Source organism: Brachyspira alvinipulli ATCC 51933, assembly GCF_000518245.1.
Classification (GTDB): Bacteria; Spirochaetota; Brachyspiria; order Brachyspirales; family Brachyspiraceae; genus Brachyspira; species Brachyspira alvinipulli.
The window spans coordinates 15,900-31,717 of record NZ_JADF01000019.1; the positions used below are offsets into that span (position 1 = coordinate 15,900).

Consider the following 15,818-nt stretch of genomic DNA (forward strand, 5'->3'; position numbering starts at 1 on the left):
TAATTAAATAAGTTCTTAAGGAATCGAATTAATCATCAAATTGCTGATATAATAATTTTCCTGTTTTATCAATATAAAGCTCCATCATATTGCTCATTTTTATTTCATAAATATCTATATATTCCATATCTACTGCCCATATTTCAGCATTAGGATAAGTTCTTTTAGCAGTGTCTAAAACAGCCTGAGGTACTTCAAATGGAGCATAGAAATTATTATTTTGAGTATTATTATAACTATCAGCTGCACCATAATTGTTTGCTGCATTATTGTAATTGTCGGCAGCACCATAATTATTAGCGGCATTATTATAATTGTCAGCTGTACCATAATTGTTTGCTGTATTATTGTAATTGTCAGTTGTTCCATAATTATCAGCTGCATTATAATTATTAGCTGCACCGTAATTATTAGGATCATTGTATCTGCCGTTTTGAGCATAATTGTTATTATAAGGATCATTATAATTATTATTTTGTGCCTGTCTGCTTGATTGTTCAGCTGCTTTTATCAATTCCTGTGCCGCTAATTCATAAGGATTTTGAGAAGAATTTACAGGGGCATTATAATTTTGGTATGAATTTGCAGGTGTGTTATAATTTTGATAATTCTGATTATTATAATTATTGTTATTTTGATTCTGTGATGCATTAGGACTATAGTAAGGGCTGTTAGGATTTTGAGATTCTTTTTCAAGCATTTTCATTAATTCTTCATAAGGATTAACTACATTATTTTGACTATTTCCGTAATAACCATTATTATAACCTTGATTATTCTGATTATTATAATTATCAGAAGCAGCATTCATAGCATCCATAACTTCCTGATAAGGATTATTATGTGTTTGGTTTTGAGAATAATTATTATACTGCTGTGCAAAAGTAGGGCTATAATAAATACTGTTAGGATCTTGTGCTTGCTGAGCTAATGTTTTCATAAACTCATTATAATAATTATAATAACTGTTGTTTTGATTGTTATAATTATTTGCTGTATTGTTTTGGGTATTGTAAGGATCATAACTATTGTTGTAATTATTATAAGCATCATATTGAGCAAATAAAACACTTCCTGATATTGCTAAAATAGGTATTGCTTTTAAAATTGAGTTTCTCATAAATACTCCTTATGCAAATATATTGTAAAGCATTTATTAGCTATATTTACATTATAATCTATTTATTATTAAATGTCAATTTTTTTTACAAAAAAATATAAATAAATTTACATTTTTATATAAAAAATAACACTTTTTTAATATTAATCACTCTAAACTACCAACTTTACATAATTATTAAAAAGAATAGCTTCATATTTTTATACCTATTTCTTCAAATTATATTAATAAAAAATAATCATTTCAAAAATAATATTGACTTTATATTTGAAAATGTTAAATTAACTATAATTACAAACATTTATAAGGAAGGATTGTATCATGTCAGACAAATCTAAAACAATTATATCTTTTGAAGGATCATCTTCTCTAGCTCCTATAATATCTTCTATAGGAAAAGACTTTATGCTTTCTAATGAAAAAATATCTATTTCTGTTTCAGCTTCAGGTTCCGGTATCGGAGTAAAAAGCATATTGGATAATAAAGCAAATTTCGGAATGATATCAAGAAAGATAAAAGATGATGAAAAATCTAAAATGCCTAATTACAAGGAATTTTTAGTAATTTCAGATGCTTTAACAATATCCGTTAATGCTAAAAATCCAATAGCAAAAATTAAGGATAATTTAGACAGCGATACCATTAAAAAAATATTTTCAGGCGAATATAAACATTGGAGCGATATTGACTCTTCTTTGCCTCAAAAAGAAATATCAGTTATAGTAAGAGACTCAAACAGCGGAGCTTATGAGGTTTTTCAAAATTCTATAATGAAAGAAAGCAAAATATCATCTAATGCTATTCAGACTTCATCTATGGAAGAGCTTTACAAAAAAATATCAGAAAATGAAAATGCTATAGGTTATGCTTCTTATGGTGTTTATAACAAAAATAAAGATAAATTATTCGCTTTCAAAGTTGATGGAGAAGAGGCTAGCAAAGAAAACATTTTAAGCGGAAAATATAAAATACAAAGACCATTAATGCTTATAAAAAATTCTGATGTTTCAGAAGATGAGAACACTTTTATAAATTACATATTAAGCGATGCTGGAAAAAAAGTTATAGAAGAAAACGGATATATTCCTGTAAAATAATTATTAAATGTTGGAATACTCTTATAATAAATCTAATATTAAAGAAACTGTTTTTTCTTTATTTATAAAATTAATTTCTTTTTTATCTATTATGCTGTTAGCTTTTATTATATTTTTTATAATTAAAGAGAGTATTCCAATATTAAAACATATAGGCTTATATAATTTTGTATTTGGAAAAGTATGGCGTCCCTTAGCTTTCGGAGTTTCTGAGAGCTATGGGATTTTTTATATTATACTTGCCACAATATACACAGCTTTCCTTTCAACTTTAATCAGTTTATTTATAGGCATAGGATTCAGTATATTTTTAACATTTATTGCCAATGACTTTGTACGTTCTTTTTCTCTATCTTTGATGGATTTGATAGTTGCTGTACCTTCTGTTATATATGGATTTATTGGTTTGGTTATAATAGTAAAATTCTTTGAACATATACCAATACTTAATATGTCTGCAGGGGAATCTGTTTTAGCGGCAAGCATATTATTATCTTTTATGATACTTCCATTTATAATATCAACTATTACAGAAAGCATGATGATATTAAAAAAGAGTTATAATGATATTTCTCTTTCTCTTGGAATAGATAAATGGTATATGATATCCGAATTAATTTTACCGAATTCTAAAAATGCAATTTTAGTAGGATTCATACTTGCAATATCAAGGGCTTTAGGAGAAACTATGGCTGTTATGATGGTTATAGGTAATTCTTTAGTTTTTCCAAAATTATTAGGAAAGGCTGAAACGATAGCTTCATTAATTGCTTTGGAAATAGGGATGTCGGAAGTTAAAAGTCTTCATTACAGTGCATTATTTGCAAGCGGTGCTATACTTATGGTTACACTATCCATTATAAATATATCTGTTCATTTTTTAAAAAAATATTTGCTTAAATTGGAATTATGAAAAATTTAATTAAGATATGGGCTGTAATAAGTTTTGCTGTGGTCATTTTTATAATAGCATTTATATTTATCTTTATATTTTATAAAGGAAGAAATGCCATTAATATAAATTTTATTTTTGGAAAGCCTGAGGGTATTATTTTAGGAAAGGAGGGCGGAATATTTCCTGCCATAGTAGGAAGCTTATATACATCTATACTTTCATCTTTAATATCATCTATACTTGGTATATCTTCAGGAATATATTTAGTATTTTATAATAAAAACAAATTTGTTAATTCTTTTTTCGATATAATTTTTCAATGCATAGCAGGAATTCCTTCCGTTGTTTTAGGATTATTTGGATATGCTATGCTTGTATTATATTTAGGATTTGGAAAATCAATACTTTCTATGGCCATAACCCAGTCTATTATGATTCTGCCTTTTATAGCAATAAGAATAAAAAAAGTATTAAAAGAATTAGATAATGATATAATAAATAGTTCTTATGCTCTAGGTATAAGCAAGTCATATACTATAATTCATATAGTTTTGAAAGAAATCGGTATAAAGGCTTTATCTATAATTATGCTTGCCAATGCTCTAGCTATAGGGGCTGCTGCTCCATTGATGTTTACTGGTGCTGTAATAAATGCTCCTTTAACAACTTCTATATTTAAGCCTTCTATGGTTTTGCCTTATCATCTGTATATACTTCTTACTCAGGGAATATCTACAGAAAATGCTTATGCCACAGCTTTTGTTCTTCTTTCAATAGTTTTAATATTAAACTTTTTTGCTGTGCTTTTGAGATTTTTTAAAATTATAAACAGGGTTAAAATATGAATGATATTGTTTTAAAATTAAAAGATGTATATGTATATTATGGAGAGAAGAATATACTTGATAATATAAATATTGATTTTGAAAAAAATAAAATAACATCTATAATAGGTCCAAGCGGATGCGGGAAAAGCACTCTTTTAAAAACTATAAATAAAATCATATTAGAAGAAAATAATGCTATTATAAAAGGGGATATATATTTTAATAATATAAATACTAATAATATTCCTGTTGAAACATTAAGAAAAAATATAGGAATAGTATTTCAAACACCTACCCCATTCCCAATGTCAATTTATAAAAATATAAGCTATGCATTAAAATATTACGGATTTAATAAAAAACAAATAGAAGAAAGAATATCAGAAGTTTTAAATATGACAAGTCTTTATGATGAAGTAAAAAATAAATTAAATATGTCAGCATTAAAATTAAGCGGAGGACAAAAACAGAGACTTTGCATTGCAAGAAGTTTGAGTGTTGAACCGGATATACTTCTTCTTGATGAGCCTTGTTCTTCTTTAGATATTATAAACTCAAATAAAATAGAAGATACATTATTAAACCTTAAAGAAAAATATACTATTATAATAGTTACTCATAACATAGCACAGGCTAAAAGAATATCGGATAATGCAGTATTTATGTATGATGGTAAAGTTTTAACAAACGGAAAACTTGAAGATATTTTTAATAACAATGAAAATCCTATAATAAAAAGCTATATAAAACTTATGGATAGCTAGTATTTTAGATATATCATTAACATTTAAAAATCAAACCTAATTTTGACATTTTTAAAATCCGCGATACATTCTAACTTCTTCATCTAAAAACATTACTAATATATCATTATATTTTTTTCTAATGATATATTGCCAAAATACTTTATAGCTTTAGAATTGCATGCTTTTGTAAGTGCATCTATTTTTGTTTCATAATCATTTTTTTCTATACCCAAAGAATCAAAATATGCTTCTACTTCTTCTTTTGTAGTGCATTTTTGCAATTCTTCTTTACTGAAGAGTTTAACTGCCATAAATGCCCCCTTAAAATGATTTTTATTAATATCGTAAAACAACAAAAAATGATAACTGAATTTATATATAAATATAGTATATACAAAAATTAATTAATAACAACTGTATATACATATAAAAATTCAACACTTATTGGATTTAGCCATATTTTTATATATAAAATTATTCTATTGATAATTATTTTTTTATATAGAATGAGAAATCCTGAAATAATCGCATTCGCCTGACAGTCTTAAACTTTTAAAATTCAAATCAAAATATCTTTTAATAAAACTATTATTTATATAATTTATTATACCTGAAACAATATCGCTTGCCATAAGAAGTGCATTATCCTGAGTAAGTTCCGCCAATGATTTAGTAGCTCCTTTGTTTAAACCAAGTGCTTTAATATCTACACCTTTATTTTTGAATAAGGCTGAAAGCATGCTGTCTCTAAAATTATACCATTCATTAGCATCAATACTTTCTATTTTTTCTATTTTGCCGTACTTGGAAATAAAAATTCCGCCGCCGTTATTTATAAAATTTCTTATCTCACGTTCAGCCTCTTTACGCTTTGAATCATTAAGCTCTGTATTTGCTATAAAATTAAAACTATGCTCACCTATATTTTTTAAATTACGATTAAAACTATTATCCATAGATTCTAAAATCTGCCAAAGCGAATATGCACTGTACAAAAAGGGCTTTCCTATAATGTCGCCTTCAATACTTCCATAACTTGCATATCCTGCTAAAGCTAAATCAAAATCTATATCTATAATACTAGCTTCATCATAATTTAATGAACCATTAAAAATTTCTTTATGTCTTTTTATAATACTTATACTTTTTATTTCATCGCTGTCATGTTCATCAAAATTGAATCTGTATATTGAAAATATTTAAATCCTCTTAAACCGTCAAGTCTTCCTTTAAATCCGTAAGCCCTAGCAGGCAGAACTTCTAATTTAGGAGTAAAAAAACAAAATCCGTAAACTAATGCATTATAAGAAACATTAACTATTAAGTTTTTAAGTCCGCCTGCTCTTTCAAATTGGCTTATAAAAAAGTTATATGCATTATTGACTTTCTCATTATCTTCGCATTCTTTTGGCTTCTCTATAAAATAATTAAAAGAATTAAAAACTCCTCTATAAAACTGAAGTATAGGCTCAAGATAAATAGAGTTCTCCATTCTCTTACAAGTCAATGCCCATTTATGAGGGAATGAAAAATCACCGCTTTCATCTCCCCTATTAGACATCACATTTGGAATGCCTAAATTATAATTGTTAGTTGATACTCTGTTTAATTCATCATTTAATTTTTCTATCTCTCTGTTTTTATCTTTCAATTTATTATCATATTCTTCAATAATTTTTTCTATTTGTGATTGTTTATTTTCTATATTTGGATAAATAAAAACCTTAAAATTAATCTTTATATTAATAATAAAAAATATAAGTGATTATAAGTTTTTATTTTGTAAGTAATAAAGCAAAATACGCACGGTAATAAAAATAAAAAATAAATTTATTTTCAACATAATCAACCGCTATTATTGTAATATATATTTTGATTTAAAGTAATTCATTCTTATATCCGAGAATATCAAATTTAACATAATATTAAATAGGGTTAAAATATGAGTAATATACATATTTATTTACGAGAATTTTTTTCAAAAAATAGTGACTATTTATCTGAGAATAATGAATTATTAATATCAAAGATTGTTGAAGATTCAAGAGTATATGATAAAAAATTATAAAATTACTTTTGAGTGATAGAAGATGTAAAGATTATTTTTTTGAAGATTTAGAAGGAGTAACTATTTTTAAGTCAGAAGAGTTTAGAACGTGTATTAATGATGCTAGGTTTTTAGGAAATAGTTTTACAAAATATATTAATAAAATAGGACTTATTAACTCTAATACGGAAAGATTTATAATGAATGAAGATCACATAGTGCTTAATTACCCTTATAAAGATTGTGTATTAGATGGAGTATGACTAAAGAAGAAACTAAACGTATTAATAGAAAGGAGACAATGATAAATGAAGTATTATTTAAAGAAGATACTTGTTGTGGCTCATAAACTTAATAGAAGATATATAGGTATTGAACAGATTGATGAATATTTTTACATTACAAAAGAAAGACTTAAAAAAGTTATAAAAGGTGAACAAATTGGTATTTCTAAAAAAATTAATTGGAATGGTGGTGGAGAGTTTATTTATTGTGAGATTGCCAAGTACAATGAAACTTGGATAAAAAAATAAATAATATTCAAAATAATGAAGAGTTTGAAAAATTGTTTAATAATATGAAAACAAAATCTGTTATTAATCATAGATTAAAAATAGACTATTTTGAAAATACAAAACTTATGACTGATGATACTGATTTTCTTAATCTAGATCTTGATGAAAAGAAAAATATTTTATTGAATATATTAGATAAAAACATGTTCTATGTTCCTTTTTCTGAAAGGTATGATAAAAATTTCAATTTGAATAAAAATGATATAAAGCTATCAGAAGAATTTTACTCTAAAATTAAATAGGACTATATATGATATTGCAGCAAAAAATTAAAGAAGAGTTTGGAAACAAATATATAAAAGAAATAGAAATACCAAAATCTATTTTAAATAACATTAAATATCCACTAAGAGAATATCAAAAAGAAGCTCTGCAATATTTTATATTATACACAAATGAGTATATAGATTGTCAAAATCAAAATAAACATCTTATGTTTAATATGGCTACTGGAAGCGGTAAAACTCTTATTATGGCTTCTTTAATCCTTTATCTTTATGAAAAAGGTTATAGAAACTTTATATTCTGTGTAAACTTAACTAATATTATTGAAAAAACTAAAAATAATTTTTTTGATTATAATAGCAATAAGTATCTATTTAAACCTAATATTAAAATTAATAATATAGATGTAAATATTAAAGAATCTTTTTATTTTGATGATGATAAATACAATATAAATATCTTTATAACTACAATTCAATCTCTTCATAGTATGTTTAATGAAGAAAGAGAAAACGCTCTTACATTTGAAGATTTAAAAGATAAGGAAATAGTAATATTGGCAGATGAAGCTCATCATTTTAATTCAGAAACTTCAAAAGCTACTTCTTCTTCACAAAGTGTAATGTTTGATGATGAAAATAATTATACTCCAAAAACAAAATCTGCAAGCTGGGAAAACACTATAAAAGCAATTTTAAATCTAAATAAAAATAATTATCTATTAGAGTTTACAGCTACTTTGGACTATAACAATACAAACATTAAAGAAAAATATGAAGATAAAATTATTTATAAATATGATTTAATACACTTTAGAAAGGATTTATATTCTAAAGAAATTAATATTCTTCAAAATAATGTAGTTAATGAATATTTAATGCTTGGAGCTGTTATTCTAAGTGAATATAGAAGAGAAATTGCAAATAATAATAAAATTAATATAAAACCTGTTATATTATTTAAATCTAATCAATCAGTAAAACAATCACTTGAAAATCAAGTAATTTTTAATGAGTTAATAGATAACTTAACTATTAAAGATATAGAAATGTTAGAAAAATCTGATGAAGATAATAATGATATTCTTAATAAGGCTATTAAATATTTTAAAAATAAATATAAGAACTTTGATGACTTTATTATTAGGATAAAAGAAGAGTTTAAAATAGAAAATCAATTAACAACTAATTTTGATGAAGAAAAAAAGACTAAAAATAATGGAAATGAGTATGAAGAGAATATAAAAAAAATGACAGTGAAAGAAAAAAAGCAATTATTATTAGAAAATAAATTATTAAATACATTAGAAAATGATGATAATCCTATACGTGCTATTTTTAGTGTGAATAAATTAAATGAAGGCTGGGATGTATTAAATCTTTTCGACATAGTGAGGTTATATAATTTTAGAGATGCCGATTACAAAAAAAATAAGCAAGGTAAATCTATATTTGGTAAAACTACGATAAGTGAGGCTCAATTAATAGGTAGAGGAGCAAGATATTAGCCTATCAAATTAGATATTGATGGAAATGATGAGCGTACTTATAAGAGAAAATATGATAATGATTTAGATAATGACAAAAGAATATTAGAAACACTTTATTACCATAGCCAAAAAAATAGTAAATATATTTATGAGATAAAAGAGGCTTTAAGGGATTTAGGTCTTATTGAACAAGAAACATATGATAATAAAGAGTTTATGCTTAAAGATAAACTGAAAGCTTTTGCAAAAAATAATTATGTATTTTCAAACAGTCTTGAAGAAAAAATAAAAATATACAATGGGGAAAAAACATTTTTTGGATATAAAAAACCATTTGATGAAGTAGTTGAACTATTACTATTATATAAAGAAGAGTTTAAACATGAATGTAAAACTTTTTCAAGAAAATATGAAAAGATTGTATTTGAAAAAAGTAGTAATTATGAACCTATAGAATCTATGGGTAAAATTACATCTGTAACTTTGAAAGAAATACCAATGCACATAAAACTATATTCTTGGTATAAGCAAAATTATTCATTTTCTGATTTAACTATAGAAATTAATTCTATAGTTGATTTATTAAATAATATAAATATAGAAAATAAACCTTTTAAATTCTTTAATCTTACAAAAGAAAATAAGAATAAAGAATACGGAATTTTTAATTTCATTAAAAAACAGTATCAGTTTAAATCCAAAAGATATTTTTGAATTGAATACAAATGAGTATAAAATTATAGGTATGCCATTTTTTACAAACATAGATAATGCTAATGATTGGATTAAATACTTTAAAGAAGAAATTAATTTATAAATTTACACAACGCACGCAGAATGAATTTACATATAAAAGAAAATGTGAATTTAAATTTTTATTATGAATAAAATATTGCTAACCGTGCGTTAAATAGAATTATATTTAATTAGTCCTTTATATCAATACTATAATCTTTTAAAGTATCAAGTATTAAAAGCATTGATATTTCATCTTGATTTGTTAAATCGTATTTGTCTATATTAATTATATTTTTTATAGCATTCTGACTTCTTCCAGAAACAAATAATACATCATCATTTTTTAAAGCAGGCATTATTCTGCTTAATGAGTTTACATTCCAGAAAATTATTGTAGGAAGTTTATAATTATTTTTATTAAATATTTCTTTCCAATATTCAAAGTTAGTTTTATTTTGCATTTCGCATTGATTAAATTCCATATCAGAAATTATTATTATATATTTAGGAAGTTCTTCCTGCGGTACATGATTTTTTACAGCAGTATCAAGCAAGGCTTTAAATACTGAATCTATATTCGTACTCATATCAATAGATGACCTTAAAACATAATCAACTACATCAACAATATTATTTATATTTGATATATCATGCATTTTAGAATTACCGCAGAAATCTATAAAATGATTGTGAAATGCAGACTTATTTAATTGTGCTATATATATTCCCAAAGCTACAGAACATATTAATGGTTCTCCATTCAAAGCCATTCTCATACTTCCAGATACATCGCATGCAGCAATAGCATTTAAATTATTATCTCCAAAAATGTTTGGAAGATTTTTCCAAGTTAAATCAAATTCTTCTCTTCTTGAGTCTATATCTTCTTTGTTACAGTCTAAAATCTCTCTTATAACATCAAAAGGAGTTAAGACGCTTGTATTTAATTTTACTTTTCCTGACTTTACATCTTCAAAAAATTGTTTGTATCTTTCTTCATCATTTCTAATAAATGCTTTTGAGTATTTTCTCATAGCAAGTGAAGGAACTGAAGAATAATTAAATGTATAATCTTTTTCTCTTAAATTGTTTTCTATTATTTTTATTTTCTTTCTTAAAGCAGATAAAGTTTTTCTATATTCTTTAGTGTTCATATTTAAAAGCTGTATTAATTCTCTTGCAATGTTTCTTGTGTTTTTTGATGAAGTATTTTCACTAGGAAGCCATTTAGCAAGAAGCGAAACATTATCGGTAGCTGTATCTTTTTCTAATTGCTCTAATATTATATTTTTTGTAAAGTCAGAAATATTTTTATTTTCTCTATTCCCATACCATATATAAATAATATCGTCCCATCTTCCAAGCTCTGGTATAGTTTTAAGGATTTCTATTGCAGTGAGAGTATGATTTTGTTTAACCATAATATTAATATATTTTCTGAAAATTTTTCTCTCACCAATGCCGTTTCTTATATCTCTCAAATACATTATAGATTTAGCTGTAAGTTCAGGACTTTCTCTCCAAGCATCTATAAAATATTTTAATAATTCATCATCTTTTTTTAATCTACTTGCTCCCATAGTGGCAAATAAATCTATTACACTGCTTAATGATGAAATATTGCTATCAGCAAAATTCTGTGTATAAGTTTTATTAAAAGAATTTTTAAGCAAATCTAAAAAAGACATAAAATGAATTCTCCTATAATAAAAAGTTCTATAATAAAAAATATTCTATGCCTATGATTAAATAAGCATAGAATTAAAAAAACTAGACACGATATACACCATTAAAAATGGCTAAAGGAGTTGAACCTTCTTACTTACCAGAAAATAAATCGCTGTTCGTGTCTAAAAAAATATTATTTCAAAATAAAAACTAGACACGATTAATAAACCATTAAAAATGGCGAAGGGAGTCAATCCTTCTAATTATGGAGACTTAACTTAAATAACTGCTGTTCGTGTCTAAAAATTATTATTGCAAAATAAAAAACTAGATTCCATTTAATCCAGACTGTGGCTTAAATATATTGCTGTTGGAATCTGTTTTAATTTTATCTTTAATATATTATTTTGTCAATATTTTTTAAAACTAGATACAACTTGGGCGGGTACTGAAAATTCTAAATAGGTTTTAAAGAATAGTGAATATTAAAATTCAAAATTTAGTTATCAAGAATAAAGGGCGGGGTATGTGAATAAAATTTTAAAATCTAATTACACTACCCCACCCTCTAGTTTTTTTGTTTGTTTTGCAATTTTTATTTTATATTTCCTTGACTGCTAAATTATAATTTATTAGCACCCACCCAAGCGTTATTTAATTTTATAGTCTATTCACCGCACGCAGAATGAATTAAAATACAAAATTAAATATGAATTCAAACTTTAATTATAAATAAAGTATTACTAACCGTGCGTTTAAAAATTATTATTATAAATCAACATTCCAATTGGCTGACTGTATAATAACATCAATATCACTATAAGCCTTTGATAGTTTATCAGCCTCTTCCTGAATTTCCTTAACATTGACAAGCACTTTCATTTTAACTTCATTTTTGGCATTTCTGTAATCTTTACTGTTAAGCTCTTTTAAAATAGTTTTATAAATTTCCATTTCTCTATATAATTTATCTCTAATCTTTACAGCATCAGAAATTGATATTCCTATATGAAGTTTAGTTTCATGTTCTTTATTATCTACTTTTAAAATTAAATCCGAAAGCTCATTATTTATTTCTATATATTTTTTTATTAATTCATCAGGATTTTCATTATTTTCATTATCATCCTTTACAGCCACATTGCTCTTTACTCTTTTTTTAAGCTCTTCTTGTTTTTTTATATATTCATCTCTCTTTAATATAGCCTCTCCTAATTTCATAAATATCTCCTTTTTTATTATTATAATAGTATAACAATAAAGATATTTCAATAAATAAAAATTTTAAAATTATAGAATTTTCAAATTATACGATAATTAATAGTATTTAGATTATTTATGAATATACAAAATAAAATTCATGGATGAAATATGATATTAAATGAAGAATTAAAACAGAAAATATTAAATCATTTTAAAAATCAAAAAATAGCTGTCTTATATGGCGGAACAAATGAAGAGAGAGAAGTATCTATTAGAAGCGGAAAAAATGTTTTTAAAGCATTAACAAGTTTCGATGAGCTTAAAGATAATTGTATTTTAATAGATGTTCAGGATTATTTTGAATTGGTGAATATCTTAAAAAAAGAAAAGATAAAATACTGCTATAATATACTTCATGGAACTTTTGGAGAAGACGGAGCTATACAGGGACTTTTGGAAACACTTAATATAAAATATACTGGAGAGAATATTTTAGTAAGTGCCGTTTGTATGAATAAGGTTTATACTAAAAGAATATGGAAATCTTCAAATGTATCAACATCTGATTTTTTCCTTCTTGAAAATGTAAGCTCTGTTAATGATGACGGTATTAAAGCTGATAATAAAGTATTTAATTTCCCTATAATATTAAAACCAATATCAAGCGGATCTAGTGTAGGAGTATCACTAATAAAAAGTAAAAATGAATTTGAAAGTATAGTTGATAAATTAGATAATGTAAGCAATTATTTTATAGAGCCTTATATAAAGGGTAAAGAAATAACTATAGGATTAGTTAAAGAATGTGATGATATTTATGTATTTCCTATATTGGGTATAAATTCAAAAAATGAAATATATGATTATGATGCAAAATATACCCCTGGAAAAACAGAACTAGAAATGCCTGCTAAAATATCAAAAGAAATAGAAAATAAAGTTATAGAAACTGCTAAAAAAGCATATACAGTATTAGGCTGCACAGGTCTTTGCAGAATAGATGCAATCATAGGTGAAAACAATGAAGTTTATCTAATGGAAGTTAATACTCAAAGCGGTATGACTGACACTTCAGATATACCTGCTATGGCCAAATATAAAGGGATGGGATTTGAAGACATTGCTTTATATGTTTTAGGACTGCTTCAATAAAAATTAAAAATCCTCCAAATAAAATTATATTTGGAGGATTATATTATAGAAATCAAATAATTGTCAATAAATTAGAATAATCGTTACTGTATCCCATTTGATCTAAAAGTACAGAAATCTCGCCTCTATGATGCGTATTATGATTAAGCTCATGCATTATTAAATGATATCTTGATTTTTTCACTTCTAAATTAGGAACTGAAACTTTTCCTGTTATATTAAAATCATCTATAGAATTAACTATAGCTATTATAACATCATCAAGTTTCATTCTTACATCTATTAAAGTTTGGAAATCTTTTTCTATATCTTTATTGAAAGTAAAATCATCATTCAAATAAGTTAATAACTCTTCATTTGCAATAGTTTTTTTGTTTGAATATTTTCTATATACACTAAAGAAATACATATCACATTGAATAATATGAACAAATATTCCATATATAGATTTAAAATGAGCTCCTGTATCTTTCTTCAAATCATCCTCTTTAACTTTCTTTAAAATTTCAATAAGATTTGCATTGGCAGTTTTATTATATAAAGCCATCATATTCATAATTTTTTTTGCTGTTTTATCTATAGGCTTTTTGTTTTCAACAGCTTTTTTGCTTGCAGCTATCTTTTTATTTACACCTTTTTCTACACTTTCTTTTTTAGCATTTATAAGATTAGTTTTCATTTGCTTAACTTTATCTGTAATATTTTTCTTCTCTTCCTGAAGTTTCTTTAATTGCTTAGTCTTTAACTCCTTAACATTTTTTTTCAAATCTTTTGTTATGCTTGCCTTTATTTTTTCTATGTCCTTAATTTTTTTATCTAATTTCTTAGATTCCATTTCTATTTTTTTAGTTAATTCTTTTACTTTAGATTCTATCATAATAATAACCCTTAATTTTTATTTTTATATATTATAATATTTTATTTTGATAATTCAATATTCTAGTAAAAATATTTTATTTAAAAATATGATTTCTATAGCAAAAAATCAAACATTCTAAATTAAATGAAAAAGGAAATATTTTTAATATTCTAATAACTTCTTTTAATGTTTCTCCTGAAGCATAAACATCATCTATCAAAAGTACATTTTTATTTATTAAATTATCCTTTTCTATTATTTCAAATGCATCTTTTATGTTCTCATTTCTTTCTTTTAAAGTATTTAAAAATTTTTGTTCTTTTATATCCTTTTTTATTTTTATGCAGTCTAGCTTCAATATATTAAATTCATTAAAAAAATAATCAGCAAAAAAATTCATAATACCGTTATTTTTATTAGAAGGTATATAAATTACAATATCAAATTTATTATTACTGTTAATATAATGTTTTATATTTTCTATTATTTTAACTGGAAAATCAATATTTTTGCTTTTAAAAGCCCTAAGCTCATCTCCAAGTTCTTTATCTAAATCTCCAAGTGCAGTTACTTTTGTATTATCAACATAAAAAACTTTATACGGATTAAAAATATCATTCATTATTTTTTAATATAAGATATGTAATACTTGAAAATAAAACATTTACTATTATGCCTTTATAGCTATTTATGACACCATTAAACCAATCATTAATACTTACATCAAAAATAAAAGTTAATACAAAAGATGATAATCTTGCTGATATAAAAGCCAATAATGCAATTAAAACAAATGATATATTTTTATTTCTTAATAGTACCACAATAGAAGAAAATACAATACCTTCCAATATCAAAAAATACAAAGTTGGAGGCATTGGCATATTAGTAATAAAATAATTCATCAATGGGGAAATTATAGAAAGTATTATTAAAAACAAAGGATTTAGTATATATGCCCCTATAGATAAAGTAAAAAATATAGGCAGAAATTCATTTCCTTTTAATCCTAAAGAATGTGTTAAAATAGGACATGCTAAACTTAATGCACTAAGAATAAATAAAATAAATATATTAATATTTGATTTTCTTAATGATAAACTTGTCATATTAATAATCCAGATATTATTTTGATATATTATACTTAAAATACAATTTTTTTCAAATTTAATCTGC

General features: G+C 24.4%; 18 protein-coding genes and 1 pseudogene. 11 read left to right on the plus strand and 8 right to left on the minus strand.

What is annotated here, in order from left to right; all coding sequences use genetic code 11:
• Positions 1-28 precede the first annotated feature (28 nt).
• Positions 29-1,120, minus strand: a complete 1,092-nt coding sequence (locus tag T324_RS17980) for a PepSY-like domain-containing protein (protein WP_156920132.1) — start codon at positions 1,118-1,120, stop codon at positions 29-31.
• A gap of 321 nt (positions 1,121-1,441) precedes the next feature.
• Between T324_RS17980 and T324_RS16535 the strand changes: the two genes are divergently transcribed.
• The 4 genes from T324_RS16535 to T324_RS0102350 are packed head-to-tail and all read left to right on the plus strand — an operon-like array spanning position 1,442 to position 4,704.
• Positions 1,442-2,218: a phosphate ABC transporter substrate-binding protein gene (locus tag T324_RS16535; RefSeq protein ID WP_051436771.1), complete on the plus strand. Its 777-nt coding sequence runs from the start codon at positions 1,442-1,444 to the stop codon at positions 2,216-2,218.
• Positions 2,219-2,225: 7 nt separating this feature from the next.
• A complete protein-coding gene (gene pstC / locus T324_RS0102340) occupies positions 2,226-3,131 on the plus strand; it encodes a phosphate ABC transporter permease subunit PstC (protein WP_051436772.1) in 906 nt (301 codons plus the stop codon).
• On the plus strand, positions 3,128-3,958 hold the full coding sequence (locus tag T324_RS0102345; RefSeq protein WP_028328786.1) for an ABC transporter permease subunit: 831 nt from the start codon (positions 3,128-3,130) through the stop codon (positions 3,956-3,958). Before pstC ends, T324_RS0102345 begins: the two co-directional genes overlap by 4 nt.
• Positions 3,955-4,704: a phosphate ABC transporter ATP-binding protein gene (locus T324_RS0102350; RefSeq protein ID WP_028328787.1), complete on the plus strand. Its 750-nt coding sequence runs from the start codon at positions 3,955-3,957 to the stop codon at positions 4,702-4,704. Before T324_RS0102345 ends, T324_RS0102350 begins: the two co-directional genes overlap by 4 nt.
• A 95-nt stretch (positions 4,705-4,799) precedes the next feature.
• Here T324_RS0102350 and T324_RS16540 read toward each other — a convergent pair whose 3' ends face one another.
• On the minus strand, positions 4,800-4,997 hold the full coding sequence (locus tag T324_RS16540) for a hypothetical protein (protein WP_245580610.1): 198 nt from the start codon (positions 4,995-4,997) through the stop codon (positions 4,800-4,802).
• A gap of 186 nt (positions 4,998-5,183) precedes the next feature.
• A pseudogene (locus T324_RS16545) lies at positions 5,184-6,403 on the minus strand (phage capsid protein).
• A gap of 225 nt (positions 6,404-6,628) precedes the next feature.
• On the opposite strand from T324_RS16545, the gene T324_RS18715 reads away from it, so the two are divergent.
• From T324_RS18715 to T324_RS17635, 6 genes are all read left to right on the plus strand, one after another.
• Positions 6,629-6,754: a hypothetical protein gene (locus T324_RS18715; RefSeq protein WP_281171792.1), complete on the plus strand. Its 126-nt coding sequence runs from the start codon at positions 6,629-6,631 to the stop codon at positions 6,752-6,754.
• A gap of 8 nt (positions 6,755-6,762) precedes the next feature.
• Positions 6,763-6,996 (plus strand): site-specific DNA-methyltransferase, encoded by a 234-nt coding sequence (locus T324_RS16550; RefSeq protein WP_051436773.1) that lies wholly within the window; start codon positions 6,763-6,765, stop codon positions 6,994-6,996.
• 75 nt (positions 6,997-7,071) lie between these two features.
• Positions 7,072-7,266: a hypothetical protein gene (locus T324_RS0102370; protein WP_156920133.1), complete on the plus strand. Its 195-nt coding sequence runs from the start codon at positions 7,072-7,074 to the stop codon at positions 7,264-7,266.
• Positions 7,251-7,550, plus strand: coding sequence for a hypothetical protein (locus T324_RS0102375; protein WP_156920134.1), 300 nt, complete (start codon positions 7,251-7,253; stop codon positions 7,548-7,550). The genes T324_RS0102370 and T324_RS0102375 overlap by 16 nt, the downstream gene beginning before the upstream one ends.
• An 8-nt stretch (positions 7,551-7,558) precedes the next feature.
• Positions 7,559-9,040 (plus strand): DEAD/DEAH box helicase family protein, encoded by a 1,482-nt coding sequence (locus tag T324_RS16555; RefSeq protein ID WP_051436774.1) that lies wholly within the window; start codon positions 7,559-7,561, stop codon positions 9,038-9,040.
• A 198-nt stretch (positions 9,041-9,238) separates the two neighbouring features.
• Positions 9,239-9,736, plus strand: coding sequence for a hypothetical protein (locus T324_RS17635; RefSeq protein WP_051436775.1), 498 nt, complete (start codon positions 9,239-9,241; stop codon positions 9,734-9,736).
• Positions 9,737-9,948: 212 nt separating this feature from the next.
• Here T324_RS17635 and T324_RS0102385 read toward each other — a convergent pair whose 3' ends face one another.
• Complete coding sequence (locus T324_RS0102385; protein ID WP_028328790.1) at positions 9,949-11,448, minus strand: DUF2828 family protein; 1,500 nt, start codon at positions 11,446-11,448, stop codon at positions 9,949-9,951.
• A 748-nt stretch (positions 11,449-12,196) separates the two neighbouring features.
• The gene (locus tag T324_RS0102390; RefSeq protein WP_028328791.1) at positions 12,197-12,649 is read right to left on the minus strand and encodes a DIP1984 family protein; all 453 of its coding nucleotides are present in this window, start codon (positions 12,647-12,649) and stop codon (positions 12,197-12,199) included.
• A 150-nt stretch (positions 12,650-12,799) separates the two neighbouring features.
• Here T324_RS0102390 and T324_RS0102395 point away from each other — a divergent pair, with 150 nt between their 5' ends.
• Entirely contained in the window at positions 12,800-13,783 is a 984-nt protein-coding gene (locus T324_RS0102395; RefSeq protein WP_028328792.1) for a D-alanine--D-alanine ligase family protein, read from the plus strand.
• 52 nt (positions 13,784-13,835) lie between these two features.
• Here the strand turns inward: T324_RS0102395 and T324_RS0102400 are convergent, their stop codons facing one another.
• The 3 genes from T324_RS0102400 to T324_RS0102410 all read right to left on the minus strand — a co-directional run bounded on the left by T324_RS0102400 (position 13,836) and on the right by T324_RS0102410 (position 15,751).
• Positions 13,836-14,660, minus strand: coding sequence for a DinB family protein (locus tag T324_RS0102400; protein WP_028328793.1), 825 nt, complete (start codon positions 14,658-14,660; stop codon positions 13,836-13,838).
• A 76-nt stretch (positions 14,661-14,736) separates the two neighbouring features.
• Positions 14,737-15,264 carry a ComF family protein gene (locus T324_RS0102405; RefSeq protein ID WP_028328794.1) on the minus strand — a complete coding sequence of 176 codons (528 nt, stop codon included), beginning with the start codon at positions 15,262-15,264 and terminating at the stop codon, positions 14,737-14,739.
• On the minus strand, positions 15,257-15,751 hold the full coding sequence (locus T324_RS0102410) for a hypothetical protein (protein ID WP_028328795.1): 495 nt from the start codon (positions 15,749-15,751) through the stop codon (positions 15,257-15,259). Before T324_RS0102410 ends, T324_RS0102405 begins: the two co-directional genes overlap by 8 nt.
• Between the last annotated feature and the right edge of the window lie 67 nt (positions 15,752-15,818).

Excerpts from the sequence above, each read along its gene's own strand:
- T324_RS17980 (WP_156920132.1), bottom strand. The coding sequence starts at position 1,120 with ATGAGAAACTCAATTTTAAAAGCAATACCTATTTTAGCAATATCAGGA.
- T324_RS16535 (WP_051436771.1), top strand. The coding sequence starts at position 1,442 with ATGTCAGACAAATCTAAAACAATTATATCTTTTGAAGGATCATCTTCT.
- pstC (WP_051436772.1), top strand. The coding sequence starts at position 2,226 with ATGTTGGAATACTCTTATAATAAATCTAATATTAAAGAAACTGTTTTT.
- T324_RS0102345 (WP_028328786.1), top strand. The coding sequence starts at position 3,128 with ATGAAAAATTTAATTAAGATATGGGCTGTAATAAGTTTTGCTGTGGTC.
- T324_RS0102350 (WP_028328787.1), top strand. The coding sequence starts at position 3,955 with ATGAATGATATTGTTTTAAAATTAAAAGATGTATATGTATATTATGGA.
- T324_RS16540 (WP_245580610.1), bottom strand. The coding sequence starts at position 4,997 with ATGGCAGTTAAACTCTTCAGTAAAGAAGAATTGCAAAAATGCACTACA.
- T324_RS18715 (WP_281171792.1), top strand. The coding sequence starts at position 6,629 with ATGAGTAATATACATATTTATTTACGAGAATTTTTTTCAAAAAATAGT.
- T324_RS16555 (WP_051436774.1), top strand. The coding sequence starts at position 7,559 with ATGATATTGCAGCAAAAAATTAAAGAAGAGTTTGGAAACAAATATATA.
- T324_RS17635 (WP_051436775.1), top strand. The coding sequence starts at position 9,239 with ATGCTTAAAGATAAACTGAAAGCTTTTGCAAAAAATAATTATGTATTT.
- T324_RS0102385 (WP_028328790.1), bottom strand. The coding sequence starts at position 11,448 with ATGTCTTTTTTAGATTTGCTTAAAAATTCTTTTAATAAAACTTATACA.
- T324_RS0102390 (WP_028328791.1), bottom strand. The coding sequence starts at position 12,649 with ATGAAATTAGGAGAGGCTATATTAAAGAGAGATGAATATATAAAAAAA.
- T324_RS0102395 (WP_028328792.1), top strand. The coding sequence starts at position 12,800 with ATGATATTAAATGAAGAATTAAAACAGAAAATATTAAATCATTTTAAA.
- T324_RS0102400 (WP_028328793.1), bottom strand. The coding sequence starts at position 14,660 with ATGATAGAATCTAAAGTAAAAGAATTAACTAAAAAAATAGAAATGGAA.
- T324_RS0102405 (WP_028328794.1), bottom strand. The coding sequence starts at position 15,264 with ATGAATGATATTTTTAATCCGTATAAAGTTTTTTATGTTGATAATACA.
- T324_RS0102410 (WP_028328795.1), bottom strand. The coding sequence starts at position 15,751 with ATGACAAGTTTATCATTAAGAAAATCAAATATTAATATATTTATTTTA.